The organism is Ureibacillus xyleni (assembly GCF_900217795.1).
GTDB classification, from domain to species: Bacteria; Bacillota; Bacilli; order Bacillales_A; family Planococcaceae; genus Ureibacillus; species Ureibacillus xyleni.
The window spans coordinates 94,385-120,272 of the sequence record NZ_OBMQ01000012.1; the positions used below are offsets into that span (position 1 = coordinate 94,385).

Here is a 25,888-nt window from a genome sequence, read left to right on the forward strand (position 1 = left end):
GATATGGGAAAAGGAGGGTATAGATGAATATTTTCGCCACTCAACAAGTAAATGGAAATCGGGATTTTGGAATTACAACAAGTGTAAAAAATAATAATGGTACGACTTCCTTCAAAGCTGTTTTTGGAGATGAAGCAAGAAAAATTAATCCACTCCACGATGTTAATAATTCACGTAATAATTTAATATACGATGCTATCGAAACAAATGATTGGTCAAAATACTATGCATTTGAGGCAAAACAACAACCTGCATGGTATGAACAAGTAAACGGACAATATGTACCAAATAAAATGTATTATAGTTCATTAATTGAAGCGAATATGAATGCTGTTCAGGAAGCAAAATTAGATGGAGATAAAGAGTTAGCGGCTATTTGGGAGAATAATTTACAACAAATGATTAATAAATTCAACCAAGCTCCAGGAATCGTTCCTTATGTTGTAGGATTAAATCATCGAGAAGATCTTGCGGCACAGTATGGTGTTGCGATGGCAGATAAAAGCTTCTTTGATAGCAAGTACAATTCACAACTAGTAGCTACACAAGGGAAATTTGAACAAAATATGTGGTACGACAATACTTACTTTGCAGAAAATAAAGAACTAAAAGATCATGTTGCAGCATTAGTTTCTGAAAATGTACCGAAAGATTCTATGACGAATTCATCATCTTTAGTTGCAACAAGTGAAGAAATTAAAACTCCAACTTCAATAATTGAAGACTCGGTTTCAGATTCTACCGTTACCAAAAAACAAACAGAGGTTATTCAAAATATTGTCGCAAAAGGTGATATTGACACGGCTTCCATTAACTTAATAGAAGGAATACAAGAAAACCAACAAGATTCTAATGACCAATTAGAAAAAGAGTCAGCTAAAAAACAAGATTTACAAGAGTTGTATTTACATAATCTAAAGTTCGCCTTTCATCCGAACTTTAAATTAGTGAAAGAATCGTATATTTAATGGGTAAACGACGAGTCAACCTCGTCGTTTTTATTTTCGTTTTACTTTAGTAAACCATATACTAAATAAATGGCAGTACACCAAATAAAAATACTTGAGAACTTATTAAAAATGAACATTATTTTGCCTGAACCATCAAGTTTTTTCATCGTAGATCCAGCAACTGTTAACCCGATAAACCAAATCCAGGATACTACTACACATGCACTTGTGAATAAAATTTGGTTACTACCATCGTATTTTAATGCACTCGTACCGATAACCCCAACCGTATCAAGAATCGCATGAGGATTTAAAAGTGAAACGGATAAGGCAAACAAAATTTGCTTTGAACGTGTTAAGTTTTTACCTGTCTCAACAGATGCGGGTTTTGCCTTCCAAATCGAATAACCCATATACAATAGGAATACGACACCAACAATCATTAAACCAATCCGAAGACTTTCAAACTGTAAAACGATAATAGACAGTCCAAATACTGCAAGAATAATAAGAAGAGTGTCGCAGATTGCAGCAGTAATTGCAGCAGGGAACGCATGTAAGATTGAGGGTTGTGTTGCACCTTGTGAAAACACAAAGACATTTTGCACACCTAAAGGTAAAATTAACCCAAATGCTAAAATAATACCATGAATAATTGCTTCCAAATAGAAAACTCCTTTACAAAATCTTTAGCTATTATACAATAAAATGAATCTACTTTAATATGAATATGATTGTAAATAGGAATGATGAAATAGAAAAAAAGAAAGGAATGATAAGAAAATGACTTTAATTTGCTTTGTTCGTCATGGTGAAACAGATTGGAATGCACTAAAGAAAATTCAAGGTAGAGCAGATATTCCTTTAAACAGCAATGGAACGAAACAAGCTGAAGATTGTAAAAAGTATTTTAAAACTAACCAATGGGATGTGTTAGTTACAAGTCCACTAAAACGTGCTTCGCAAACAGCTAAAATTATTAATGAATCATTAAATTTAAATATACATACAATGGATGAATTTATTGAAAGAAATTATGGAGACATCGAAGGATTAACGATAAGTGAGAGAGCGTCTTTATATCCTAATTTAGAATGTCCAAATCAGGAAAGTGTAGAGGAAGTGAAGGAACGGATTTTTAACGGGATTAATCAATTACATCAAGACTTCCCTGATCAAAATATTATAGTTGTTGCCCATGGTGGCGTCATAAACTTAATATTATCAATTCTATCTAAAGGTGAAATAGGGACAGGAAAAACAAGATTAACCAATGGAAGTCTAAGTCAAATCCAATATAAAGATGGTGTCTGGAAAGTGATTGACTATAACCAGGCTCTTCATATTACTAAAAATATAGTGAACAAGTCGTAATATACTCGCAACGTTCGAAATGTTGTAAATGTTTCCTGCAATAAAACAAGTTATAATTAAGGTGATTTGAAACTTCCCTTTTAGGAATAGAAGGGAATCAAGGAGTGTTCACAATGAAGGTGGATGTGCAAAAAAGGCAAAATCTTTGGTTAGGTTTATTGTTATTAGTTCTGTGTAGTAATTTAATGTTATATCGTACAAATTTCGGAAAAGATATACTTGAAATTGGAACAAGTAGTGTTGCGTTAGGCTCATTAATTGATTTAGTCATTGTTGCCCCTATTTTAGTATTGGCTTGGAAAAGACAAAAGAGCATTAAACTATTCCTTCTATTAAGTGCTAGCGGCTTAGTACTATCTAGAATCTTAATACCTATAGAATATTTAAAACCATATGTAGCATTTACATGGGTTGGTATTGCAGTTGAACTAGGATTATTGGCGATAGAACTGTTATTACTTGTAACATTAGTTCGCTACTTACCAAAAATCATTAAAGACACAAAAGAGAGCAATCTACCAATATTATTTTCATTTTCTTCTGCAGTAGATCGTTATGTACAAAAGCATCAATTAATTCATATCGTTTGTTCTGAAATGTTAATGTTCTATTATGCGTTTGCTAGTTGGAGAAAAAAGCCATTATTAAATGCTAACACCGTTACATTACACAAAAAATCGAGTTATATTGCTTTTCAAATTATGCTCATACATGCAGTTGTCATAGAAACATTAGGTATTCATTGGTTCATTCATGAGAAATCTATGATTCTTTCAATTATATTATTAGTGTTAAACATATACACAGTTATTTTCTTCTTAGCAGATATAAGAGTAGTCCAACTAAACCCTGTTTTATTTACGAACGAAAAAATGTTCATTTCTCTTGGATTAATGAAAAGAATGGAAATAAATTGGGCTGATATTGAAGAAGTTATTACAGACCAAAACATATTAAAGCAAAAGCTAACTAAAGATACACTTGATTTTTTAGCTAGGGATTTTGATGAAGTTAAGCCAAATGTAATATTAAAGTTAAAAAAACCGACAGATGCTACATTAGCTTTTGGGATAAAAAAACAATACGAAAAAGTGGCAATTAAATTCGATGATTCACAACGTTTTATCGATGCTTACAACAAATATAATTCGTAAGTTAGTAAAGGGGAAGTTATTCTTCCTCTTTTTTTATTTCATCTATAGGAAACTTTCCCATATAATAATAGAATTAGGGATTGTTTATAGACTTGAGGTGAATGGATTGAAATCGTTTCTATTCCGAATATGTTGCTTAATGGTTAGTTCAGGGTTAATTATTATACATACTGTTACACAAAAAGGTAATATCACTCTAGCAATTTTTATCATAACAGGTGTGTTGTTGCTATATTTCGTTATGCCGCTTGTGAAGATTGCATTATTAAACTATCTATTAATACTATTATTAATTGCATTAACTATTTTCATTTCAAGTGATTTAACCTTTATTTTACCACTACTAGCATTTATTTTGATTGAAAGCGCATTTCGATTAAAGGAACGAAAATATCCCTTATTTATTGCAATTGCCTCAACACTATGTTTTTCTTTCTTTGTTTTCAACATGATTGCTCTTTATAGCTTTTTATTAATGATTGCAATCACTGTTTGTTGCTTCTTCCTTCATCAATATTTATCGCAAGTAGAGATGAAAACCACCCTTTACGAACAGCTTTTATCTCAGTTTCGGAAAATAAAAAGGGATTCGGTTGAACAGGAGGAATTAGTGCGATCAGAAGAGAGAACAAAAATAGCAAGAGATATGCATGATTCTGTTGGCCACAAATTGACATCGTTATTAATGCAGTTGGAAATGCTATCTATAGAAAATCAAACGCATAATTTAATAGAATTAAAACAGTTGGCAAGAGAAAGTTTGGAAGAAACCAGATTTGCTGTACGGCAGTTAAAATCCACTGAAACAACAGGTTTACAATCTGTTATTTTGTTAATAAGAAAGCTTGAAATGGAAAGTCATCTCCATATTCGATTTACAATTGAAAAAGGGGTGCTCTCCATTCCGATTTCAAATGAGCAGAGTGTCGTTCTTTATAGAGTATTACAGGAATGTTTAACAAATGCCATGAAACATAGTCAATCAAAGGAAGTAGAAGTAACTCTAACAGTTGATTCATTACACCATATCCTTTTTGAAGTGAAAAATAAATTAGTTTCAGACTTACCTCTTGTTAAAGGATTCGGATTAACGAATATGGAAGGAAGATTACAAGAAATTCATGGTCAATTACGAGTTTTGAGAGATGGAAAAAATTTTATAGTTAGAGGATCATTTCCTTTAAAACGGTAGGGGGGTTGAAATGAAAGTTCATATATTACTCGTGGAGGATCAAACCATTGTTAGAAATGGATTAAAAATGATTGTTGAGCAAGATGAACAATTTCAAATCGTCGCTGAGGCAAGTAATGGTCTTGAGGCACTCAAAGCACTAGAAAGGTTTCATATTGATCTCATATTGATGGATGTTCGAATGCCGGAGATGAATGGAATTGAAGCAACGAAGCGTATTCGAAATCTATACCCAGAAATGAAAATTCTCATTTTAACTACCTTCGACGACGAAGAATATGCATATCAAACGTTAAAAGATGGAGCAAGTGGATTTTTACTAAAGTCCTCAGAACCAAATAAATTACTTTCATCTATCCATAGTGTAGTAAATGGCGGCCTTGTAATACAAGAAGATGTTGCGGCAAAATTAATGCCAAAACTTTTACAACAACATGTTCCAAAAGAAAATGAAATCACAATAGATTTAACTCAACGTGAATTAGATATTGTCAAGTTGGTTGGGGAAGGAAAGACAAATAAAGAAATCGCTACAGCACTATTTTTATCAGTTGGAACGGTGAAAAATCATATTACACACATTTTACAGCAGTTAGATTTACGTGACCGCACTCAACTAGCCATTTATGCAGTGAAAAATCATTTAGTTTAAGTTGCCTGGTTAGATGGATTCTGGCTAACAGAATTCCATCTGTCCAGGTTTTTTCATTTTTCTTATGACCTGAGTCACTTTGGATTATGACGTCAGCTACTTAGAAAGGGTTTGTAAAATTGGTAAAGTATAGTTGAAAGGAAGGGGAAGTACATGATAGAAGTTGTCAATTTAACGAAAGCTTATAAAAAAGGAACTGCAGTAGATCATATAAATTTTTATATTGAACCGGGTGAAATTGTAGGATTACTCGGACCAAATGGCGCTGGAAAATCTACAACGATTGCAATGCTGTCAACGTTAATACCGCCTACAGATGGTGATGTATTGTTACAACAAAAAAGCGTATTGAAAGACCCGTCCTCTTTACGAAAAGTGCTAGGGGTTGTTCCTCAAGAAATTGCATTATATGGAGATCTTACAGCAAAAGAAAATCTTAATTTTTTCGGAAACCTATACAAGATGCCAAAAACTCAACTTAAGAATCGTGTTGAAGTTGTTCTTCAACAAATTGGGTTGGAGCAGGAATCGAAGAAACTTGTAAAACATTATTCTGGGGGAATGAAAAGACGGCTTAATATTGGGGTTGCTCTTTTGCACGAACCTCAATATTTAATTATGGATGAACCAACAGTAGGTATCGACCCTCAATCACGGAACCATATTCTCGAGACTGTTAAGAAATTAAATGAACATTCAAATACAGCAATTATTTATACAAGTCACTATATGGAAGAAGTGGAGTATTTGTGTGATCGTATCTATATTATGGATCAAGGGCGAATTATAGCATCAGGTACTAAAGAGGAGATAAAAGCAATTCTTTCTTCAGAAAATACGATTGTCGTCAAAGTTGAAAATTATTCAAATGATTTTATGAATGACTTGTTGAAGCAACCATTCCTTTCGAATATCAATTCAAGCGAAGGGGAAGTTGCATTTACCGTTGCAAAAGGAATGAATTTCTTACCTACTTTATTTTCATTATGTGAACATCATCGAGTACTATTAAAAAGTTTTCAAGTAGAAGAACCAACATTAGAAGATGTATTTCTACATTTAACGGGTCGTGCATTACGTAATTAGGGGGGATTAAAGTGTTCTTAGCACTGATACAAAAACAAATTAAATTATTGCTGCGAAGTCCTTCCGAATTGTTAATTTTACTAGTAATGCCTATTGGATTAATTTTTATATTAAGTTATGCGCTTGGTCCTTTAATGGAGGGCGATACAGAAATATCTAAGGTTGAAATTGCCCTCGTACAACATGGAAATCAAGAAGAGCAAGTAGAAGCATTTATTCAGATGGCAAAAGATTTCTTCCCGATTACTGATGAACTAAAGGGACAAATTACAGGGATGCTACCAGTAAAGTTACTAGAAGAACAAATCATGGAAAATGAAGAGTTAAAGGAATTTGTCCATATTACAAAAGTTAGTGAAAGTAAGATTGATGAAACTCGCAATGAAAAAGAGTTTTCAGCAATTATTGAAATTCCAGAAAACTTTACATTTGATTTTTTATCCTACCAATTTTTAAATGGTGAGAAACCATCATTTTCTGTTTACTTAAACGAAGGTGAACAAATTACAGCGAGTATCGTTCAAACGATTATTGATGATTTCCAGCATCAATATACGCTAAATAAAGTTTTAAGTGAAAATGGATTATTGTCACAAGGAATGATTGTTCCAACACCGGAAATCTCATCAACGATTAAAACCATTCAATCCCAAGGTGAGATTACATCGAAAATTTATTATACCTTTAGTATGGCGGTAATGTTTATTTTATTTATTGCAGGGACTATAGCAAGCCAATCATTTTTAGAAAAGGATACGCATATTTTTGACCGCATTTTACTTGCACGCATTCATCCTATCACATATTTATCTAGTATTATCGTATCTACTGTTATTCTCGCAATGTTACAAACAATGATTTTGTTTACCTTTGCTTATTTTATATTTGATATTACTTTTAACCATTTTGATCTGTATCTACTTTTAACTTTCCTATTGGCTATGGTAATCGGAGGTATCGCTGCAGTACTTTCATCCTTGAATTACCGCTATAACTCGGCAAGTGCTTCGAATGTTTTTTCAAATGCACTCGTTGCAATTTTAGCATTACTCGGGGGTAGTTTCTTTAATATAAGTAGTTTATCTCCAGGTATGGCTAAAATCGGTATGTGGACTCCAAATGGTGCTGCTTTAGACGGTTATTTAAAGTTAGCACAACAAGTATCGCTATCGGATCTTTTACCTAACATTACAAATTTAGCTATCTTACTGATTGCATTAATTGTTTTGGCCTTTCTGCTCTTCCCGAAAAGAGGAGGTCTTGAATGATAAATATTTTAAAAACAAAGTTAATATTATTAAAGCGGGAACCATTAAGTTTTATTGTAATAACAATCATTATTTGTTTATTTGCCTATATTTTAGGACTTGGTCAACAAGCAAAATTACCAATTGCTGTTTATTCAAATTTAGATAAAAATTTGACAGAAACGATGCTTCAGGAATTAAAAAAAATGCCAGATGTTGAATATCAACTTTATGATGAAGAAGAGGCATTAAAATTAGTGGAAGAAGGGGACGTAGAATTAGCCGTACATTTACAAGCAAGTAGTTTTGAATTAATTTCATCTCCTAACTTTTTAAATGCACCGTTATTTCAAAACGAGATTTCAACGATTTATCGTGAAGTCATGCAAAACGAAACGATTGTTACGGCTTATCCCGTAGAGCAACAAAAGAATATACAATCTATTCTTAATGAAGTAGAATCCAATGCTAGTTTTAATGTTGAATATACTAACTTTTCCAATGATGGTGATTTTATTTACGATTCTAAACTTCATAGCCTCTTTGGATTCACTCTATTTATGGTAATCTATACAATTGCTAACGGTGTTAACCATCTTGTAATGGAACGAAGAAATCATATTTGGTCGAGATTAACAGTTTCCTCCATTGGAAAGACCCAAATATATATCGCGAATCTGGCTTATAGCTTTTTGTTAGGTTATTTACAAGTAGTGCTAGTACTGTCAATTTTCCACTTTGGAGTAGGTGTGGACTTTTATGGTGGATTTTTCAAAACATTAATTGCAATCATACCATATTTATTCTGTATTGTAGCATTAACGATTTTTGTAGCATCCATCGCCGAAACTCCTGGTAAGTTTAATGCATTTATCGTTGTGTTAGCTGTTCCCTTTGCAATGCTTGGAGGAGCTTATTGGCCAATTGAGATCGTTACTTCCAAAGTTATCTTAACTCTTTCGTATATTTCACCGATTACTTATGGCATGCAAATACTAAATGGGGTAACAATTCATGGAGCTACAATTAATGAACTCTTTCAACCTCTTGGAATGTTACTTCTCATGGCTGTTATCTTAATGGGCATTGGAATTAACGTTTTAGAAAAAAAGGGTCATTCTTAACAAACCAATTGTACAAAATTTGACATGCGCGGCTTACGATTGTAAGCCGCGTTAAAATTTTAATTATGTAAATTTAAAGAAGGATTATGAAATTTTTGAAACTGTTTACGAGCGAGGTCCGTCTAAGGTGTGTAATTAAATATGGGGGTGTATCGTTGTGTTTGCAACTGATTTATTGTCTGAAGAAGACAATGTTTCAGAACTGTTTGAAGAACTTGTTGAAACTTATGCTGAAAGTTTAATTCAAGTGGCATATTCATATGTGAAAAATAAACAGATGGCTGAAGATATTGTACAGGATGTTTTTATTAAAGCATTCGAAAAGAAATCCCAGTTCCGCGGAGATTCTTCATATAAAACGTATTTGTATAAAATGACCATTAATCGAAGCTACGATTATTTAAGAAGTTGGTCGTACCGTAATTATCTATTAACAAATACATTTTCTAATTTGTTCGGAGTTCAAAATTCACTGGATGATTTTCTCGTATTAGAAGATGAACGGGCTATGATTGGAAATGAAGTACTAAAATTAAAACCGAAATATCGTGAAGTAGTCATTTTGTTTTATTTTAAAGAATTAAAAATAGAGGAAATTGCAAGTATCCTTGATTGTTCAATCAATACTGTAAAAACGAGACTTAGTCGTGCAAGAAATATGTTAAAAGAACGATTAGGAGGGAAACTAGATGAGTGAAAATCAAATAAAGAAAAGTATCCAGTATATTTTTACAGAGAATCAAGTATATGATCAAGGTACAAAACGAAGATTAATCAATAATATGGTAAAGCCACCTCAGAAGAAGAGAAATGTTGTATTTATGCCAATAGCGGTAACAATTTGTTTACTTTTAGGTTCAGGTATTTGGATTTCAAGCATTTTGCCTAAGACATCACAACAAGCAAATACGGAACTAGAGGCTCCAAACTTAGAAGAACATCCAGCAATAAGTAATGACAATGAGAAAATTGCAGAGTTAGAATATCAAGTAAGTACCTTTGAGGATGAAAGGGAATATTATCATGAAGTCATTCAACAAATCATGCCAAGTTTAACGGATGATGAAATGCTGCAACTTGCAAAGAGTCACTTTAAGTATGAACTATCCGTCAATCATAAACCGTTACCAACATCAGGGGTCATGGAAGTTGAACCAGGAGAAGTAAATGTGATGCTAACATTCTATATGGCACCCCATTACAATGTCTTAACTGAAGAATGGTACCAAAAGGGAATGATTAGTGGAGATTATTTTTCTCATATTGAAAAAATACAACCAGAAAATGCGGAAGTTATTTATGCTGATGGAGCGAATGTTACTGCTCAAGGATATAAATTTGCCAATCTGGTAGGCGGCTCTAAAATCTCATTAACAATTTCAGACGAACTGAGAGAGAGAATGTCGTTAGAAACAAATGAAATTGAAATATTAGTTAAATAGTGGATTACTGAGGATTCCGTTTCGGGTCCTCTTTTTTAATTAAGAATGTTTTCCCTCTATATGCAACCGTTTTAACGAATTATCCGTCACATCTTTAGAAAGTTTTTCTTTCTGAATGATACTTTTTTGTAAAGGTTTTTAATGTTATACTAGAATGTATGTATTTTATAAAATGAAGAATGCTAAACTTTAAGAAAGGGGAATAATAATGCGAAAAAAGCCAAAAAATAACCGTGCTTCCAGTGTAAAAGCAAAATACCGCGCGAGTCTTTCATTTCGTATGAATATCCTTTTCTTTTCCATCTTTCTATTATTTTCTGCACTTATTTTCCGGCTAGGGTATTTGCAAATTGTAAAAGGTGAAGATTATGTACGTGCGATAGAAAGAACAGAAGAAATTGCCGTGAATACTAGTGTGCCTCGTGGGCGAATTTATGATCGCTATGGAAGAATTTTAGTTGATAATGAGCCTGAAAATGCCATTACATATACGAAAATGCAAACAACGACAACTGAAGAAATGATAAATATTGCAGAACAATTGGCGATGTTAATTGAACAACCAATTGACCGTATTACATTGCGAGATCGCCTAGATTTTTGGATTCTAAAAAATAGAGAAATTGCTTATGAAAAGGTAACTGAAGAAGAAAAGCTAAAAATACAAGCAAACGAAGATTTAGAAGAAAAAGAAAAGCAACAAGAGATTGATCGCTTAGTACGAGAAAGAATAACGGATGAAGAACTAAATGGATTCACACCATTCGAGTTGGAAGTGTTGGCCATCTATCGTGAAATGGCATCAGGTTATAACCTTTCTCCACAGATCATCAAAAATGAAAATGTAACAGATGCAGAATTTGCCCGTGTTTCTGAAAGACTACCAGATTTACCTGGAGTCAATACAACAACAGATTGGAAACGAGTGAAACTTTCTTCTGTTGCTGTACTCGGAAGAACCACTGTACCGAGTAAAGGGATACCAAAAGCAAAACTCGATTTTTATTTAGCAAGAGATTATTCCCGAAATGACCGAGTTGGGGAAAGTTATTTTGAAGCGCAATATGAAGAGTTACTTCAAGGACAAAAATCGGTTGTGAAAAATATTACGAATAAACAAGGGGAAGTCATTGATACAGTAACGACGTATGCAGGTGAACCAGGTAAAGATTTAGTTTCAACGATTGATATCGAACTTCAAACTGAAGCAGAAAAAATTGTTGAACAAAAATTGCTTGAATTAAAATCCATGGGTCAATCTAAATTACTCGATCGTGCTTTCTTTGTGATGATGAATCCTAATACTGGTGAAATCCTATCTGTAGTAGGGAAGAAAATTGAAAAAGATCCGGAAACCGGCAAATCATATATTGTTGATTATTCATATGGTACGTTTACAACAGCTTATGAAGCAGGTTCAACGGTCAAGGCTGCAACCGTTTTAATGGGTTACTCAGAAAATGCTATTGAACCGGGTACAGTATTAATTGACCAGCCAATTAGATTATATGGAACGAAGCCAAAAAGTTCCATCTTTAACCGTAGTGGTGCCGTTGCGATGAATGATTTGAAAGCTTTAGAACGTTCATCCAACTCCTATATGTTCCAAACAGCAATTAGAATTGCTGGATCGAATTATTCGCCAAATATGGTATTTAGAATTAAAAACGATACACTTCAAACGATGCGTAATGGCTATGCCCAATTTGGACTCGGTGTAAATACAGGGGTTGATTTACCAAATGAAACATCAGGTATAAAAGGTGAACTAACAGATACAGGTAAAATTTTAAACTTAGCAATTGGTCAGTTCGATACATATACACCGATGCAACTAGCACAGTATATTTCTACGATTGCTAATGGTGGATACAGAATTCAACCAAGAATGCTAAAGGAGATTCGCAATCCTTCAGAAGATGGGGAAACTTTAGGACCTGTTGTGGAAGAAGTAACACCAAAAATATTGAATCGTATTTCGAACAGTATCGATGAAATTAATCATGTTAAAAAAGGACTTCGACAAGTTTATGTTGGATCACAAGGGTCTGCCTATTCAGCATTTAACGATACGCCTTATACAGCTGCAGGGAAGACAGGAACAGCGGAAGTAGTTTATTATGGTCCATTACGTGAAGAATATGGAACATTTACTGTAAATCTAGCCCATGTTGGTTTTGCACCGTTGGAAAATCCTGAAGTTGCCTATGCTGTAGTAATTCCATGGGCAACAACGAATTTCAATATTCATTTAGGTCACGGTAACCAAATTGCACGTGAAGTTTTAGATGTTTATTTTGAACTAAAGAAAAAATATGAAAAAGAAGGTCTTACATCTAGTTCCGTGAAGCAGCAAATAATGCCACCAACAACAGATGATAAAATTGATGAAGACACGGAAGAACAAAAAATTAATGAATAGCGTAAAAATCTCGTCTATCTATGAATAGGCGAGATTTTTTTATTTCAAGTCACAATTATTACATTTACAAAATACTACAACGTTTACAATCTCTTTACACTTCATTTATATGAAATCAACAAACTACCATTATAGTTTTACCTGTAAGACAAACTTACTATGAATTGATGGAGGAAATAAGAGATGAAAAAGTGGAAGTACTTAACGATGACAGCCGTACTAGGATCAGCATTACTATTAGGGGCATGTGGTTCTGAAACAGAAACTGAAGATGCAGCAACAACTGGAAGTAATGCAGCTGAAACTACAGATTCTGGTGATGCACAATTAACAGGTTCAGTTTCAGGTGACGGTTCGTCGACTGTAGCACCAATTACAGAAGGTCTTGTTGAAGAATATGGAGCAGTTCAACCAGATGTAAAAGTATCGGTTGGTGTATCAGGTACAGGCGGTGGTTTTGAAAAATTCATCGCTGGGGAAACTGACTTTTCTAATGCATCCCGTCCAATTAAAGATGAAGAAAAAGCTGAATTAGAAAAAGCTGGAATAGACTATACAGAATTTCAAGTTGCATTTGACGGTTTAACAGTTGTGATTAACCCCGAAAACGATTGGGCTACTGAATTAACAGTAGATCAGTTAAAACAACTTTGGGTTGAAGATGGTACAACTAAAAAATGGTCGGATATCGATCCATCATGGCCAGATGAAGAAATCGTATTCTATTCACCAGGTACTGACTCAGGAACGTACGATTATTTCGATGAAGTAATTTTAGAAGGTGCAGACCTTGTGAAAGCTGCAACATTATCAGAAGACGATAACGTATTAGTACAAGGTGTATCGGCAGATAAAAATGCGATTGGATTCTTCGGTTATGCTTACTACTTAGAAAATGAAGATAAGTTAACTGCAGTAAGTGTTGATGGTGTAAAACCAACAAATGAATCTATTGAATCTGGAGAATATACTCCTTTATCACGCCCACTATTTGTTTATGCGAAAAACAGTGCATTAAAAGAGAACGAAGCATTTTATGATTTCATGAAATTTACTTTAGAACATGCTGGTGAAATGGCAGAAGCTGTTGGTTATGTAAAATTACCAGATGAAAAATATACTGAAGGTTTAACAGCTTTAGAAGGTTTAAAATAAACATTCTCAATAAAGTGTGTGGGGTTCTCACTACCAAGTTAGTAGAGATTCCTCACACATTTATAAAATCTCTAAATAATCTTAAGAGATTTGTTTTTTTACATAGTTGAAGGGAGTTTACATTATGGCTTCTCAAGGTCTTGAGAAAGAGCAAAGTGTTCAACAGTTAATTGCTCAATCTCGAAACAAAAAAGGCAAAAAAATAGTTGAAAAATTAATGCCTCTCATTTTAATAATTACAGCATTAATTTCAGTCTTAACAACAATTGGGATCGTTTTTACACTTATTTTTGAAACCTTTGAATTTTTTCAGAGAGTATCAATTACCGATTACTTATTCGGAACGGAATGGTTGCCCTTCTCAGGAAGTGAGCCATTATATGGTGTCTTACCATTAGTACTAGGAACTTTAAAAGTATCAGTAATTGCAGCCTGTGTAGCAGTACCACTAGGAATCGCTGCTGCTATCTACTTAAGTGAATACGCATCAGATAAAACTCGTCGAATCGTTAAACCAATCTTAGAGGTTCTAGCTGGTGTCCCAACAATTGTATATGGTTTTTTTGCATTAACATTTGTTACACCATTATTACAACAATTGATACCATCGCTGAAAATATTCAATGCATTAAGTCCAGGAATTGTTGTCGGAATTATGATATTACCGATGATAGCATCATTATCTGAGGACGCCATGAGCTCTGTTCCTAATTCAATTCGTGAAGGTGCGTTAGCGTTAGGGGCAACAAAATTAGAAGTTTCATTAAAAGTTGTATTACCGGCAGCATTATCTGGTATCGTTTCATCTGTCGTATTAGCGGTATCTCGTGCAATAGGGGAGACAATGATCGTTTCACTAGCAGGGGGAGCCACGCCAACATTCGAATTCAATGTAACAGGGTCAATTCAAACCATGACAGCTTATATTGTTCAAGTATCATCCGGTGATGCAGGTTATGGTACAACAATTTACTATTCAATTTATGCAGTTGGTTTTACGTTATTTATCTTTACTTTATTAATGAATTTATTAGCACAATACATTTCAAAACGCTTCAGAGAGGAGTATTAAAGTATGAAATATATTGATGATACTGTTGTAATGAAGCGTATGAAGTCTCGGTTACAGATAAATAAGTTTTGGAAAGCGATCTTCTTTATCGCGACAAGCTTAGCTTTATTCGCTTTAGTCATTCTTTTAGTACGTATTTTGTCACAAGGAACAGGATATCTGAACTGGGATTTTTTCAGTAATTTTGGATCTCGATTTGCCGAAAAAGCAGGAATAAAAGCAGCATTAATAGGATCGATTTATTTAATGCTTGTTATTGCACCTGTTTCGATGATTTTAGGTGTTGGAACGGCTATTTATTTAGAAGAATATGCAAAGAAAAATAAGTTTACAGATTTCATTCAAATGAACATTTCAAACTTAGCGGGTGTTCCTTCCATTGTATTTGGATTATTAGGGTTAACAATCTTTGCACGAATGTTATTTTTAGGAAAAAGTATTTTAGCTGCAGGATTAACAATGAGTTTGTTAATTTTACCAGTAATCATTGTTGCTGCTCAAGAAGCCATTCGTGCTGTTCCAAAAGAGCAACGTGAAGCATCATATGGTATGGGGGCGACGAAATGGCAAACGATTACTCGCGTTGTATTACCAGCCGCAATTCCAGGAATCTTAACAGGTAGTATTTTGGCTTTATCTCGTGCGGTCGGTGAAACTGCTCCACTTGTTGTATTAGGTATCCCGGTAATTTTACAGTTCTTACCTGATAGTTTATTAAGTGAATTTACGACATTACCATTGCAAATTTACGATTGGGCAAAACGACCGCAAGAGGAATTCCAGTATGTTGCAGCTGCAGGGATTATTGTTTTAATGGCACTTCTTGTGATTATGAACTCCATTGCAATTTTTATTCGCAATAAGTTCCAAAAACGATATTAAGGATGTGTGAAAAGTGGTAGATCTTATGATAAAAAATAGTGATGAAACAAAGGTGAAATCCCCAAAACAAGCTGTTAGTAAATTAAAAAATACGATTGAAAAAAAAACAGTTTTTGGTACGAAAAATTTTAATCTTTGGTATGGAAGTCACCATGCATTAAAAGATATTCAACTTGATATTAAAGAAAATGATGTAACAGCAATTATCGGCCCTTCTGGATGCGGAAAATCTACGTATATAAAAGCATTAAATCGCATGGTAGAACTTGTACCAATTGTAAAAACAAGTGGTGAAATTAATTATCGTGGTCGTAATATTTTCGAATCTTCTTATGAAGTAGAAGAACTACGCACTAAAGTAGGAATGGTGTTCCAAAAACCGAATCCATTTCCTAAATCAATTTATGATAATATCGCTTATGGTCCACGAATTCACGGAATTAAGAATAAAAAAATTCTTGATGAGATTGTTGAGAAATCTTTGCGTGGAGCAGCAATTTGGGATGAAGTAAAGGACCGTTTAAATCAAAATGCTTATGGGTTATCCGGAGGTCAGCAGCAACGTATTTGTATCGCTCGATGCCTTGCCATTGAACCAGATGTTATTTTAATGGATGAACCAACATCTGCTCTTGATCCAATTTCTACATTGAAAGTGGAGGAGCTAGTGCAAGAACTAAAAGATAATTATTCGATTATTATTGTGACTCATAACATGCAACAAGCAGCTCGTATATCTGACAAAACAGCCTTCTTCTTAAATGGAGAGGTAGTAGAATTCGATTATACAGATAAAATTTTCTCGACCCCTCGTGACGGACGTACAGAAGATTATATTTCAGGCCGTTTCGGTTAATAAGGAGAGAAAAGAGAAATGAGTAGTGTTCGTGGACGATATGATCATGAAATGAATGAAGTACAACAAGATTTATTACATCTATGTGATCGTAGTATTTTAACATTAGAAGCTTCATTTACTGCATTTATTGAAAAAGATTTAATCAAAGCACAAGAGGTAATTGATAAAGATGTTAAAATTAATCGCTTAGAAGAAGCTATTAACGATCGTGTTATTAAATTATTAACGAGACAACAACCAGTAGCAACTGATTTAAGAAGATTAATTGTATTATTAAAAGCTGCTAGTGATATGGAACGAATTGGTGATTATGCAGTAAATATTGCGAAAGAAACATTGCACATCGGGAAAACTCGCTTTATTACTTCGGTGGAGCTCATTGAAGATATGTACTTCAAAACAACTCTAATGTTACGTCAAATTGTCGAAGCATTTGTTGAAGAAAATACCGCTAAGGCAAAAGAAGTGGCCGAATTGGATGACCAAATTGACGAAATGTATGGTAATATGATTAAACATTTAATGAGATTAAGTGCAGTAGCTCCAGAAAGCGTATCACAAATTACGTATTTATCTTTTATTTGTCGCTATATTGAACGCTGTGCTGACCATGCAACAAATATTGCAGAACATCTTTTATATTTGAAAAAAGGTCAGCATATTGATTTAAACAATTAAATTTTTTTGCAATTTTATTTGAATAGTTTAAAAATTTATAATAAACTATTTATAGATAAATAATGAGCAATGATGAAAAATAGTAGTATTATGGATTGCTTTAGAGAGCTAGCGGTTGGTGAAAGCTAGTGCACGTCATAATATGAATGGGCTTTCTAGCTCCTAGTATTGAACTTTTTAGTAGGTACTAGCGCATGACTTGCGTTACAACAGTTGAGTGGACTATATGCATTTCAAAATTAGTATATAGTCAATAAAGGTGGCACCACGGCTCTTTCCGTCCTTTTTTGTGATGGAAGGGCCTTTTTATGCTGATTAAAAGGTCAGCATGTGCATAGATGAGTAGAGTAGAGAAGGAGAGAGATGAGATGGTAGTTAAAGTTAAGCAGTACGTCATTCACGAAGTACAAGGGGATATGATGACGCCAATTTCCATTTTCACTAGCTTAAAAGGGAAACAAAAGGTGTTATTCGAATCCTCTGCAAAACATGAAGAGAGTGGTAGATATTCATTTATTGCTGTAAACCCTATTGCTGAATTAAAAGGGGGCAATAAGGAATATACATCTCAATTTGCAAACGAAAATCCACAAACGGAAAAAGGGTCAGTTTTACAAAAGTTAAGAGAAATGATGCCAATTCAAAATGTACACTATCCTTTTTCTTTTTTTGGTGGCGCGATTGGTTATTTTGGTTATGATACTGCTTTCTACAACGAAAATATTGGTGAAGCGTTAAAAGATGAATTAACAATGCCAGACGTTCATGTGTTCTTTTATGATACGTTTATAGTGTTTGATCACTTATTACAAAAGATAGCAATCGTGGCTATTGATTTATTCAATAATGGTCGAACTGAAGAAGAGATGCGTAGTACTGTGCAGCAAATTGAAAAAGAGCTCACTCAAAGCATCCCTTTTACTGAAGAGTCAATAACAGCAATTGAATTTCAGCCAACAATCGATAGACATCAGTTTATCGAAATGGTAGAAAAGGCAAAAGAGCATATTGAAAAAGGTGACATCTTTCAAGTAGTATTGTCTCAACGATTTAAAGCTGGCTTTAATGGAAATCCATTTAGTTTATATCGAAAATTGAGAACGTCCAATCCATCACCCTATATGTTTTATCTAGAGTTTGGTGACTATACGATTCTAGGGACTTCACCGGAAAGTTTAGTGAAGGTTCATGATCGAAAGGTTACGACAAATCCAATCGCTGGAACAAAACCTCGAGGAAAAACAAAAGAAGAAGATATCCAAATTGAACAAATGCTATTAAATGACGAAAAAGAAATAGCAGAACATCGGATGCTAGTTGATTTAGGGCGTAATGATATCGGTCGAGTTAGTAAAATTGGGTCTGTTCAAGTAAGTAAATATATGACAATTGAACGCTATAAACATGTAATGCATATTGTCTCAGAAGTTACGGGTGAGTTGCATGATGATGTTCACGTATTAGATGTTTTAACATCATGTTTACCTGCAGGAACTGTATCGGGTGCACCGAAAATTCGAGCAATGCAAATCATTAATTATTTAGAGCAAACCAAACGTGGTGTTTACGCGGGAGCAATCGGGTATATTTCAATGAATGGAAATATGGACTTAGCACTCGCAATTCGAACAATGATTGTAAAAGATCAACAAGCATATGTTCAGGCAGGAGCTGGCGTAGTTTATGATTCCGTTGCACAATCCGAATACGAAGAAACGTTAAATAAAGCAAAAGCTCTTTTGGAGGTGCAACGATGATTTTATTAATCGATAATTATGATTCATTTACGTATAACTTATATCAACAAATTGCTGGATTAGGTAAAGAAGTAAAGGTTGTTCGAAACGATGCATTATCCATAGAAGATATTCGCAATCTGCATCCAGAAGCAATCGTCTTATCGCCGGGACCTGGAACTCCAAGTGAAGCAGGAATTACAGTTGAAGTTGTAAAGGAATTATATAAGGAATATCCTATTTTAGGAATTTGTTTAGGACATCAATCCATTGGAGAAGCCTTTGGAGGTTTAATTATTCGTGCTAGAAATATTATGCACGGTAAGCTATCGACTTTAAATTACGAGCAAAAAGGAATATTTGAACATATCGATGGCGAGTTAGAAGTAATGCGCTATCATTCTCTTGTTATTGAGCCTTCCACAATCCACGAAGATTTTGAAATATTAGCCACTTCATCGGATGACGGGGAAATTATGGCAATTCAACATAAACAATACCCTGTTTTTGGTTTACAGTTCCACCCAGAATCAATTGGTACTGAAACAGGGACGAAAATGGTTGAAGCTTTTTTAGAAAAAGTATAATATGACCACAAGGGGAGCGTCTTAAAAATATTTTTAAGATGTTCCTTTTTTTGCGTCCTAACATGAAAAATATCCGTCTATAAGTTGAAATCTAATGAGAGGAGGTATGTTGTGCGACAATCAATCGAACAAATCGTCGAGACATATAGTGATTACTTACTCCGAGTTGCATATATCTATGTGAAAGATAGACGGTATGCAGAAGAAATTGTACAAGATGTTTTTATGAATTTTTATAAAAAACGAGATCAGTTTCGTGAGCATTCAAGTGTAAAAACATATTTAACAAAAATGACAGTGAATCGTAGTTATGATTATTTGCGGAGTTGGAAAAGTAAAAAAGAAGTGCTTTTTGAAAGAGTGGGTATCAAAGGAACATCAAAAAACTCCGAAAATCTCCTTTTGGAATTGGAAGAAAGAATGGAAATTACAAAAGCTGTTTTGAAGTTGAAGGTAAAATATCGCGAAGTCATTTTACTATACTATTATGCAGATTATTCAATAGAGGAAATTGCAGGGCTACTCAATGCGCCAAAATCTACAATAAAGTCTCGTATTCAAAGGGCAAGAAATATGTTGAAAGACATTTTACAACAAAGTGATTTGGAGGTGTTATTAAATGGAAATGAATGACTTTAAAGAAAAGTGGAAAAAGGAACTTGATTCAAACTTTCAATTTTCGCAAGAAGAAAAATCTCAAATATTAAAAAACGTCATGACAGGGCAAAAACAAAATAATAAAATACATAATCGAAACTGGGCGTATCCCTTTGTTTTAGGTGGCTTTGCGATTATTGGGGCATTTCTTTTATTGGTTACAATTTATAATCATCGTTCCTATTCAGACATGACAACAGTAGCTGATTCGGTACAACTAACGAATGTGGCATTTTCACCAACATTATTCTGGTTTTTAATTATTTACGGTTTAACGGGTTTTGCAATCACGGCACTAATATTTACTATATTAAATACAACTCGTTGGAGAAATTTGAAAAAATACGCACAAATAAAATTTTTACCCTGGTTCATATTTACCTATATCCTTATATCAGTTCCTACTTATTTAATAGTAGATATCCTTCAAATTCTATTTTTAAAGCTATGGGTTGTCCTAATTATTACGGCACTGAATTGTATTTATTTATTATGGTGTATTAGACATCGAAAACAAGCAGCGTGTCCTCACTGTGGAAATCGCTTTACAAGCAAAAAAATCTTTTCAATGTCTTGGAATTCTTATCGTACAAAATGTGAATATTGCAATGAGAGAATTTACCATAGTACTGCTGCTAAAAAGAGCAATTCTGCTATGATTACGGTTCCGTTATTAACCTTCTTTACATTATCATTCTTTCAAATCCCGTTTCCTTTTATTATGTTATCGTTCCTTGTGATTAGTTTTCTATTTAATTTATACATTACTAAATTTACAATATCTTATTCAAAAGAAGATGAACCACTTTGGTAAAAAAAGGCTAACCCAAAACGAAATTTGTTTTGAGTTAGCCCATTTTATAAGTACTGAACTATTTCATTTTCGAATTTTGAAGGTTTATCTGTTGGTGCAAAGCGTTTCACCACATTACCTTGACGATCAATTAGAAATTTTGTAAAGTTCCATTTTACATTTTTCCCTAATATACCTTTAGTTTGCTCTGTTAAATATTTGAACAATGGGTGTGCATCTTCTCCGTTTACTTTTACAAGTTCGTGCATTGGGAATGTCACACCATAAGTTAGACGACACGCTTCCGCAGCATCTGTAGCATTTGGTAGCTCTTGTTTAAACTGATTAGATGGGAAGCCAAGTATTTCAAAGCCTTGATCTTTATATTTTTTATATAATTCCTCTAAGTCCTCGAATTGACCTGTTAAGCCACACTTTGTTGCCGTGTTCACAACTAATAACACTTTGCCTTTGTATTGTTCTAAAGAATAAGGTTCACCATTTTCAGTTTTTACTTCAAATTCGTAGATGTTCATTATTATCCCTCTTTTATATTTAGTATAGAAGTTGGGCTTTCAAAGTTTTTAGTTTTTCTACTCATTACTAAAAGTATAAGCGACAATGTAAAAGAAGTAATCAAAAAAGCACTAATAAATGCAATAACCCCATTCCAGCCCCAGCTTACCCAGAAGATTCCTCCTGTTGTACCACCGACACTTGAGCCAAAATAATAACCAAATAAGTAGAGAGAAGAGGCTTGTGCTTTATCTTTTTTCGCTCGGAAACTAACCCAACCACTGGCAATAGAATGTGCACCAAAAAATCCAAATGTAAATAAAACTATCCCGATAATTTTCACAAACAAGCTTACAGGTAATGTTAGTAAGGCACCAGACAACATTAATAATATGCCAATCATTAATACCTTTTGTCTTCCGAATTTATCAGATAAACTTCCAAACCAAGCTGAGCTAAAAGTTCCGACTAAATAAACGACGAAGATCCAACCAACAACTCCTGCACTTAAATTATATGGAGGGCCGATTAATTTATAGCCGATATAATTATATAATGTAACGAATCCACCCATTAAAGTAAAAGCAATACCAAATAAACAAATTAACCCCGGATCTTTGAGATGATAAAATAATGATTTTGTTAATGCTTTAAATTTTAGAGGTCTTGGTGTAAAATGCTTTGATGCTGGTAATGCCCACACAAAATAAGCACTAACTAGTAAACTCAAAAGACCTAAAACAATCATACCAATTTGCCAGCTAAATAGGTCGGTCATTGTCCCCATGATCACTCGACCAGCAAGACCTCCAACAGAATTCCCACTAATATAAAGACCCATGGCAGTTCCTAAACTAGAAGGTTCAACTTCTTCTCCTAAATAGGCCATCGCAATTGCTGGAACTCCTGCAAACACAAAACCTTGAAGTATCCGTAATAATAAGAGCACCTCAAAAGTTGGTGAAAACGCAAGGGCAATCGTTAAAATTGCTGCAGCAAAAATTGAAAACGTCATTAATCGTTTTCGTCCTAATGCTTCAGAAAAAGATCCGAACAAAATTAAACTGATGGATAAGACAGCCGTTGATAATGAAAGGGATAAACTAGCGACCGCTGGAGAAACATGAAATTCCTCTGAAAATTGTGGTAGTAATGGTTGTGTTAAATATAAGTTTGCAAAAATAATAAATCCCGCTGCAAACAGTGCTAGATTTGCTAATGTAAACTGTTTTGTTCCCTTTTGTAAATAATTCATGGGGATCGCCTCTTTTTATTTATGACATTTTTTTGAACTTTATCAGTAATTTCATTATAATGAATGGTGTTCTATAATAGAAATTCATTGTTTTTATCTGTCTTATAAATAAAAGTTATAAAAAGGGGTCTGTTATGGAGTTCAATTCACTCTACTACTTTACCAAAGTTGCAAAATACGAAAATATGTCCAGGGCTGCGGAGGAATTGCATATTTCACAACCGGCATTGAGTAAATCCATTTCTGTGTTAGAAACTAGTGTTGGGGTGGAATTATTTGATCGTAATGGACGCTCGATTAAATTAAATCGATATGGAAAATTTTTTTTAGAACGTGTTGAGAATATTTTAAAAGAATATGATCGAGCAAAAGAAGATTTAGCGAATCTTGTTTCACCTGGACAAGGGGAGGTATCGATTGGTTTTATGCATACGCTCGGACTTGAAGTTATTCCTTCTTTAATGATGGATGTGAAGAAGGTTTATCCAAACATGAAATTTCAACTTACTCAAAGCAATTCTAGTGCCATCATGAAAAAACTAGAATTAGGAGAACTCGACTTATGTTTAATATCTTCTATTGATAAAAATAGTGAAGTTGTTTGGGAAAAATTGTGGGAAGAAGAATTATTTCTAATTATTTCAAAGTCCCATCCATTAGCGACAAAAAAACAAGTGAAAATAAAAGATTTCGCACAGGACCCTTTTATTTCAATAAAAAAAGGAAACTCCCTACGTCGGACGGTTGACGATTTATTTAAAAGGGAAGGGTTTCAGCTAAACATTGCTTTTGAAGGGGAAGAAATACATACAGTTGCTGGTTTAGTCGAAAGTGGATTAGGCGTGTCATTAATTCCACATATAAAGGGGCTTGAGCAGTATAAGCTTCATATTATAAAAGTAGATCTAGATAATTGTAAAAGAGAAATTGGTTTAGCTTATATGAAAAATCGATTTAAAAGTTCAGCTACGGAGCAGTTTACGATGTTTATCCGAGATTACTTTAAAAATAATGGTAATGTTTAATAAATTAAAAACGCAAGGATACTGTAAAAAGCATTCTTGCGTCAATCATTTACTCCCTGAGGTTTGCCGGTAATAATATTAGCTATCTCTTCTACGGTCATTGTCGAGTTTAACTTGAATTGCCCTTTCTGAATGGACTTCGCATATTCAGGTTGAGCTAAAAAAAGTTCCATTTCAACACTATTGTTTATTATTCCTAAATCTTTCAACTTTTGAGCAACCTCTGCGGATGTAAGACCTGAATAAATATAAAGTGTTTCCGTTATGATTTCATCACTTTTTTCGGTAGTAGGACTTTCTTGTTGTGGCTCCTTTGCTTCATTTTTTGTATCAGCTGTTGTTTCTTTTGTTTGAACAGTTTCTGAATTTTGTTTTGTTTGCTTAGCTTGTCTTAACTTTTCATTTGCCTGTTCTAACTGCACTTCAAGTTCGGCAATTTGTTTTTTATATTGTTGGATATTATCTTCTTTGGAAGAGATAAAAGGAATATTGTATTGATTGGTTATTGTCAATATCGCTCCTATTAAAAAGCAGGCAATACCAAAAGCGCGTACGGAAGATCTCTTCATCTGTTGCCTCCATTTTGTAAAATGCTTTGAATTTGCTCGTTTGACAGTGTTGACATTTTACTTATTTCGTCAATTGGATAGCCTTGTTTATTTAGTGCAATAACTTGTGCGACAAGAATTTCATTTATTTGCGTCTGTTTTGTTTGACTTGTTTTAAAAGATTTAGTTGGAACTTGTTGCTTATAGGTGTCCATCTGTTTTTTTGTCGAAACAGGGGATTTAACGTTAAAATTAGGTTCTAATAGAAGTTCTTCTTCAACGACTTTTAAACGTTTTTTTAGTGCATTTGTTTCTTGATAAATGCTAATAGAAAGATCTTCTAGTTCCTGTTCCACTTTTTTGGCAGAGTCTTTTAGAAAAAAGGACAGAAAAATACAAATTATTCCGATTATCATTAAAATAGTTGATAGTTCCACTTTGTCGTTCCTTTCATAAAAAACATTTTTACTTATTTTATCATATGGAAAGTTATTAATAAATCATGCTAGATTTTTTTTTTTGATTTATGTTATAATGATTTAGTCGTATAAATCATGCTCAAGAATAAAAGTACACATATAGAGTGGGAGGGTTAATAATGCGCGTAAACATTACATTAGCTTGCACAGATTGTGGCGAACGTAACTACATCTCTAAAAAGAACAAACGTAACAATCCTGAGCGTTTAGAACTTAAAAAATATTGCTCTCGCGAGAAGAAATACACTCTTCACCGTGAAACAAAGTAATAAGCATTTTTGCCAAAACCACTTGTGGTTTTGGCTTTTTACTTATTGAAGAGGGAATGGTGAATATCCTTGAATAAACGCGAATTACGTCGAAAAATTAAACAACAACTTGAAAATATGTCAGAAAATCTGTATCAGCAGTCTTCTTTAACAATCAAAGATAAATTATTAAAAGAGCCTTCTATTATAGAAGGAGATACGATTGCTATTACGATCTCAAATAATAGAGAAGTTGATACGACTGGTATCATTGAATCTCTATGGAAACAGGGAAAAAGAGTAGTGGTTCCAAAATGTAATTCTATAAATCGAACGATGCAATTTTATAAAATTGAGAATTTTAATCAACTTGAAATCGTATATATGGATTTGCGAGAACCAATTCCACAAATAACAGAGCTTGTTTCTGCTGAACAAATAGATTGTATGATCGTGCCAGGAATCGTCTTTGACAAAAGCGGATACAGAATTGGTTATGGCGGAGGATATTACGACCGTTATTTAGAAAAATTTAAAGGGAATGTTATTTCTCTAGCGTTTCATAATCAATTGGTTGATATGGTACCAAGAGATCCACATGATCTACCAGTTAATCTAATTGTTACTGAACAAAACAGAATTGATTGCATCCAAAATCGAGGTAGTGTCAAAACTTCTATGAAAAATTGAAAAACACAAGGTATTGGGCGATAAGTACTCTCCGAACGAGGGGACAATCGCTCTTGACAAACATT

Annotated in this window: 28 protein-coding genes and 1 other annotated feature; of the genes, 23 read left to right on the forward strand and 5 right to left on the reverse strand. The window is 33.7% G+C overall.

Annotated features, from left to right (window positions below):
• Nucleotides 1–23 precede the first annotated feature (23 nt).
• The gene (locus CRO00_RS15590) at nt 24–968 is read left to right on the forward strand and encodes a hypothetical protein (RefSeq protein ID WP_097074590.1); all 945 of its coding nucleotides are present in this window, start codon (nt 24–26) and stop codon (nt 966–968) included.
• Between the two features lie 41 nt (nt 969–1,009).
• On the opposite strand, the gene CRO00_RS15595 is transcribed toward CRO00_RS15590, so the two are convergent.
• Nucleotides 1,010–1,615, reverse strand: coding sequence for a LysE/ArgO family amino acid transporter (locus tag CRO00_RS15595; RefSeq protein WP_097074591.1), 606 nt, complete (start codon nt 1,613–1,615; stop codon nt 1,010–1,012).
• A 118-nt stretch (nt 1,616–1,733) separates the two neighbouring features.
• Between CRO00_RS15595 and CRO00_RS15600 the strand changes: the two genes are divergently transcribed.
• The 19 genes from CRO00_RS15600 (at nt 1,734) to CRO00_RS15690 (ending at nt 21,083) form a co-directional block, all read left to right on the forward strand.
• A complete protein-coding gene (locus CRO00_RS15600) occupies nt 1,734–2,324 on the forward strand; it encodes a histidine phosphatase family protein (protein ID WP_097074592.1) in 591 nt (196 codons plus the stop codon).
• A gap of 113 nt (nt 2,325–2,437) precedes the next feature.
• On the forward strand, nt 2,438–3,478 hold the full coding sequence (locus CRO00_RS15605) for a beta-carotene 15,15'-monooxygenase (RefSeq protein ID WP_097074593.1): 1,041 nt from the start codon (nt 2,438–2,440) through the stop codon (nt 3,476–3,478).
• A gap of 241 nt (nt 3,479–3,719) precedes the next feature.
• Nucleotides 3,720–4,670: a sensor histidine kinase gene (locus CRO00_RS15610; protein ID WP_161946708.1), complete on the forward strand. Its 951-nt coding sequence runs from the start codon at nt 3,720–3,722 to the stop codon at nt 4,668–4,670.
• A gap of 10 nt (nt 4,671–4,680) precedes the next feature.
• Nucleotides 4,681–5,322, forward strand: a complete 642-nt coding sequence (locus CRO00_RS15615) for a response regulator (protein ID WP_097074595.1) — start codon at nt 4,681–4,683, stop codon at nt 5,320–5,322.
• A 153-nt stretch (nt 5,323–5,475) separates the two neighbouring features.
• Nucleotides 5,476–6,408, forward strand: a complete 933-nt coding sequence (locus CRO00_RS15620) for an ABC transporter ATP-binding protein (protein WP_097074596.1) — start codon at nt 5,476–5,478, stop codon at nt 6,406–6,408.
• 11 nt (nt 6,409–6,419) lie between these two features.
• Nucleotides 6,420–7,676 (forward strand): ABC transporter permease, encoded by a 1,257-nt coding sequence (locus CRO00_RS15625; protein WP_097074597.1) that lies wholly within the window; start codon nt 6,420–6,422, stop codon nt 7,674–7,676.
• Nucleotides 7,673–8,779 (forward strand): ABC transporter permease, encoded by a 1,107-nt coding sequence (locus tag CRO00_RS15630; protein WP_097074598.1) that lies wholly within the window; start codon nt 7,673–7,675, stop codon nt 8,777–8,779. The genes CRO00_RS15625 and CRO00_RS15630 overlap by 4 nt, the downstream gene beginning before the upstream one ends.
• A 157-nt stretch (nt 8,780–8,936) precedes the next feature.
• Nucleotides 8,937–9,476 (forward strand): RNA polymerase sigma factor, encoded by a 540-nt coding sequence (locus CRO00_RS15635; RefSeq protein ID WP_237658443.1) that lies wholly within the window; start codon nt 8,937–8,939, stop codon nt 9,474–9,476.
• Nucleotides 9,469–10,221, forward strand: coding sequence for a hypothetical protein (locus CRO00_RS15640; RefSeq protein ID WP_097074599.1), 753 nt, complete (start codon nt 9,469–9,471; stop codon nt 10,219–10,221). The genes CRO00_RS15635 and CRO00_RS15640 overlap by 8 nt, the downstream gene beginning before the upstream one ends.
• A gap of 208 nt (nt 10,222–10,429) precedes the next feature.
• Nucleotides 10,430–12,643 carry a penicillin-binding transpeptidase domain-containing protein gene (locus CRO00_RS15645; RefSeq protein ID WP_097074600.1) on the forward strand — a complete coding sequence of 738 codons (2,214 nt, stop codon included), beginning with the start codon at nt 10,430–10,432 and terminating at the stop codon, nt 12,641–12,643.
• 183 nt (nt 12,644–12,826) lie between these two features.
• Nucleotides 12,827–13,798 (forward strand): PstS family phosphate ABC transporter substrate-binding protein, encoded by a 972-nt coding sequence (locus tag CRO00_RS15650; protein WP_097074601.1) that lies wholly within the window; start codon nt 12,827–12,829, stop codon nt 13,796–13,798.
• Between the two features lie 124 nt (nt 13,799–13,922).
• Nucleotides 13,923–14,870 carry a phosphate ABC transporter permease subunit PstC gene (pstC, locus tag CRO00_RS15655; RefSeq protein ID WP_097074602.1) on the forward strand — a complete coding sequence of 316 codons (948 nt, stop codon included), beginning with the start codon at nt 13,923–13,925 and terminating at the stop codon, nt 14,868–14,870.
• Between the two features lie 3 nt (nt 14,871–14,873).
• Complete coding sequence (gene pstA, locus CRO00_RS15660; protein ID WP_097074603.1) at nt 14,874–15,752, forward strand: phosphate ABC transporter permease PstA; 879 nt, start codon at nt 14,874–14,876, stop codon at nt 15,750–15,752.
• Nucleotides 15,753–15,777: 25 nt separating this feature from the next.
• A complete protein-coding gene (pstB, locus tag CRO00_RS15665; protein ID WP_097074604.1) occupies nt 15,778–16,608 on the forward strand; it encodes a phosphate ABC transporter ATP-binding protein PstB in 831 nt (276 codons plus the stop codon).
• Between the two features lie 18 nt (nt 16,609–16,626).
• Entirely contained in the window at nt 16,627–17,289 is a 663-nt protein-coding gene (gene phoU / locus CRO00_RS15670) for a phosphate signaling complex protein PhoU (RefSeq protein WP_097074605.1), read from the forward strand.
• A gap of 60 nt (nt 17,290–17,349) precedes the next feature.
• Nucleotides 17,350–17,577: a binding site (T-box leader), on the forward strand.
• Nucleotides 17,578–17,657: 80 nt separating this feature from the next.
• A complete protein-coding gene (trpE, locus tag CRO00_RS15675; RefSeq protein WP_097074606.1) occupies nt 17,658–19,046 on the forward strand; it encodes an anthranilate synthase component I in 1,389 nt (462 codons plus the stop codon).
• Nucleotides 19,043–19,612: an anthranilate synthase component II gene (locus CRO00_RS15680; RefSeq protein ID WP_097074607.1), complete on the forward strand. Its 570-nt coding sequence runs from the start codon at nt 19,043–19,045 to the stop codon at nt 19,610–19,612. Before trpE ends, CRO00_RS15680 begins: the two co-directional genes overlap by 4 nt.
• 111 nt (nt 19,613–19,723) lie before the next feature.
• Entirely contained in the window at nt 19,724–20,245 is a 522-nt protein-coding gene (locus tag CRO00_RS15685) for an RNA polymerase sigma factor (RefSeq protein ID WP_237658444.1), read from the forward strand.
• On the forward strand, nt 20,232–21,083 hold the full coding sequence (locus tag CRO00_RS15690; protein ID WP_097074608.1) for a hypothetical protein: 852 nt from the start codon (nt 20,232–20,234) through the stop codon (nt 21,081–21,083). Before CRO00_RS15685 ends, CRO00_RS15690 begins: the two co-directional genes overlap by 14 nt.
• A gap of 44 nt (nt 21,084–21,127) precedes the next feature.
• Here the strand turns inward: CRO00_RS15690 and CRO00_RS15695 are convergent, their stop codons facing one another.
• Both CRO00_RS15695 and CRO00_RS15700 read right to left on the reverse strand, forming a co-directional pair.
• Nucleotides 21,128–21,598, reverse strand: coding sequence for a glutathione peroxidase (locus CRO00_RS15695; RefSeq protein ID WP_097074609.1), 471 nt, complete (start codon nt 21,596–21,598; stop codon nt 21,128–21,130).
• 2 nt (nt 21,599–21,600) lie between these two features.
• Nucleotides 21,601–22,833, reverse strand: coding sequence for an MFS transporter (locus CRO00_RS15700; protein WP_097074610.1), 1,233 nt, complete (start codon nt 22,831–22,833; stop codon nt 21,601–21,603).
• 134 nt (nt 22,834–22,967) lie between these two features.
• Here CRO00_RS15700 and CRO00_RS15705 point away from each other — a divergent pair, with 134 nt between their 5' ends.
• Nucleotides 22,968–23,858, forward strand: coding sequence for a LysR family transcriptional regulator (locus CRO00_RS15705; protein WP_237658445.1), 891 nt, complete (start codon nt 22,968–22,970; stop codon nt 23,856–23,858).
• Between the two features lie 41 nt (nt 23,859–23,899).
• Here the strand turns inward: CRO00_RS15705 and CRO00_RS15710 are convergent, their stop codons facing one another.
• Together CRO00_RS15710 and CRO00_RS15715 are read right to left on the reverse strand one after the other, a co-directional pair.
• On the reverse strand, nt 23,900–24,427 hold the full coding sequence (locus tag CRO00_RS15710; RefSeq protein WP_097074612.1) for an endolytic transglycosylase MltG: 528 nt from the start codon (nt 24,425–24,427) through the stop codon (nt 23,900–23,902).
• Nucleotides 24,424–24,762: a hypothetical protein gene (locus CRO00_RS15715; RefSeq protein WP_237658446.1), complete on the reverse strand. Its 339-nt coding sequence runs from the start codon at nt 24,760–24,762 to the stop codon at nt 24,424–24,426. The genes CRO00_RS15710 and CRO00_RS15715 overlap by 4 nt, the downstream gene beginning before the upstream one ends.
• Before the next feature lie 242 nt (nt 24,763–25,004).
• On the opposite strand from CRO00_RS15715, the gene rpmG reads away from it, so the two are divergent.
• Complete coding sequence (gene rpmG, locus CRO00_RS15720; protein ID WP_008408521.1) at nt 25,005–25,154, forward strand: 50S ribosomal protein L33; 150 nt, start codon at nt 25,005–25,007, stop codon at nt 25,152–25,154.
• A gap of 69 nt (nt 25,155–25,223) precedes the next feature.
• Nucleotides 25,224–25,823 (forward strand): 5-formyltetrahydrofolate cyclo-ligase, encoded by a 600-nt coding sequence (locus tag CRO00_RS15725; RefSeq protein WP_097074614.1) that lies wholly within the window; start codon nt 25,224–25,226, stop codon nt 25,821–25,823.
• Nucleotides 25,824–25,888: the final 65 nt, after the last annotated feature.

What these genes read in the sequence shown, in the direction of transcription:
- pstC (WP_097074602.1), top strand. Translation starts at nt 13,923, where the DNA reads ATGGCTTCTCAAGGTCTTGAGAAAGAGCAAAGTGTTCAACAGTTAATT.
- CRO00_RS15640 (WP_097074599.1), top strand. Translation starts at nt 9,469, where the DNA reads ATGAGTGAAAATCAAATAAAGAAAAGTATCCAGTATATTTTTACAGAG.
- rpmG (WP_008408521.1), top strand. Translation starts at nt 25,005, where the DNA reads ATGCGCGTAAACATTACATTAGCTTGCACAGATTGTGGCGAACGTAAC.
- CRO00_RS15605 (WP_097074593.1), top strand. Translation starts at nt 2,438, where the DNA reads ATGAAGGTGGATGTGCAAAAAAGGCAAAATCTTTGGTTAGGTTTATTG.
- CRO00_RS15615 (WP_097074595.1), top strand. Translation starts at nt 4,681, where the DNA reads ATGAAAGTTCATATATTACTCGTGGAGGATCAAACCATTGTTAGAAAT.
- CRO00_RS15650 (WP_097074601.1), top strand. Translation starts at nt 12,827, where the DNA reads ATGAAAAAGTGGAAGTACTTAACGATGACAGCCGTACTAGGATCAGCA.
- CRO00_RS15700 (WP_097074610.1), bottom strand. Translation starts at nt 22,833, where the DNA reads ATGAATTATTTACAAAAGGGAACAAAACAGTTTACATTAGCAAATCTA.
- phoU (WP_097074605.1), top strand. Translation starts at nt 16,627, where the DNA reads ATGAGTAGTGTTCGTGGACGATATGATCATGAAATGAATGAAGTACAA.
- CRO00_RS15705 (WP_237658445.1), top strand. Translation starts at nt 22,968, where the DNA reads ATGGAGTTCAATTCACTCTACTACTTTACCAAAGTTGCAAAATACGAA.
- CRO00_RS15610 (WP_161946708.1), top strand. Translation starts at nt 3,720, where the DNA reads ATGCCGCTTGTGAAGATTGCATTATTAAACTATCTATTAATACTATTA.
- CRO00_RS15630 (WP_097074598.1), top strand. Translation starts at nt 7,673, where the DNA reads ATGATAAATATTTTAAAAACAAAGTTAATATTATTAAAGCGGGAACCA.
- pstA (WP_097074603.1), top strand. Translation starts at nt 14,874, where the DNA reads ATGAAATATATTGATGATACTGTTGTAATGAAGCGTATGAAGTCTCGG.
- CRO00_RS15645 (WP_097074600.1), top strand. Translation starts at nt 10,430, where the DNA reads ATGCGAAAAAAGCCAAAAAATAACCGTGCTTCCAGTGTAAAAGCAAAA.
- CRO00_RS15680 (WP_097074607.1), top strand. Translation starts at nt 19,043, where the DNA reads ATGATTTTATTAATCGATAATTATGATTCATTTACGTATAACTTATAT.
- CRO00_RS15695 (WP_097074609.1), bottom strand. Translation starts at nt 21,598, where the DNA reads ATGAACATCTACGAATTTGAAGTAAAAACTGAAAATGGTGAACCTTAT.
- CRO00_RS15620 (WP_097074596.1), top strand. Translation starts at nt 5,476, where the DNA reads ATGATAGAAGTTGTCAATTTAACGAAAGCTTATAAAAAAGGAACTGCA.
- CRO00_RS15590 (WP_097074590.1), top strand. Translation starts at nt 24, where the DNA reads ATGAATATTTTCGCCACTCAACAAGTAAATGGAAATCGGGATTTTGGA.
- pstB (WP_097074604.1), top strand. Translation starts at nt 15,778, where the DNA reads ATGATAAAAAATAGTGATGAAACAAAGGTGAAATCCCCAAAACAAGCT.
- trpE (WP_097074606.1), top strand. Translation starts at nt 17,658, where the DNA reads ATGGTAGTTAAAGTTAAGCAGTACGTCATTCACGAAGTACAAGGGGAT.
- CRO00_RS15710 (WP_097074612.1), bottom strand. Translation starts at nt 24,427, where the DNA reads ATGAAGAGATCTTCCGTACGCGCTTTTGGTATTGCCTGCTTTTTAATA.
- CRO00_RS15600 (WP_097074592.1), top strand. Translation starts at nt 1,734, where the DNA reads ATGACTTTAATTTGCTTTGTTCGTCATGGTGAAACAGATTGGAATGCA.
- CRO00_RS15690 (WP_097074608.1), top strand. Translation starts at nt 20,232, where the DNA reads ATGGAAATGAATGACTTTAAAGAAAAGTGGAAAAAGGAACTTGATTCA.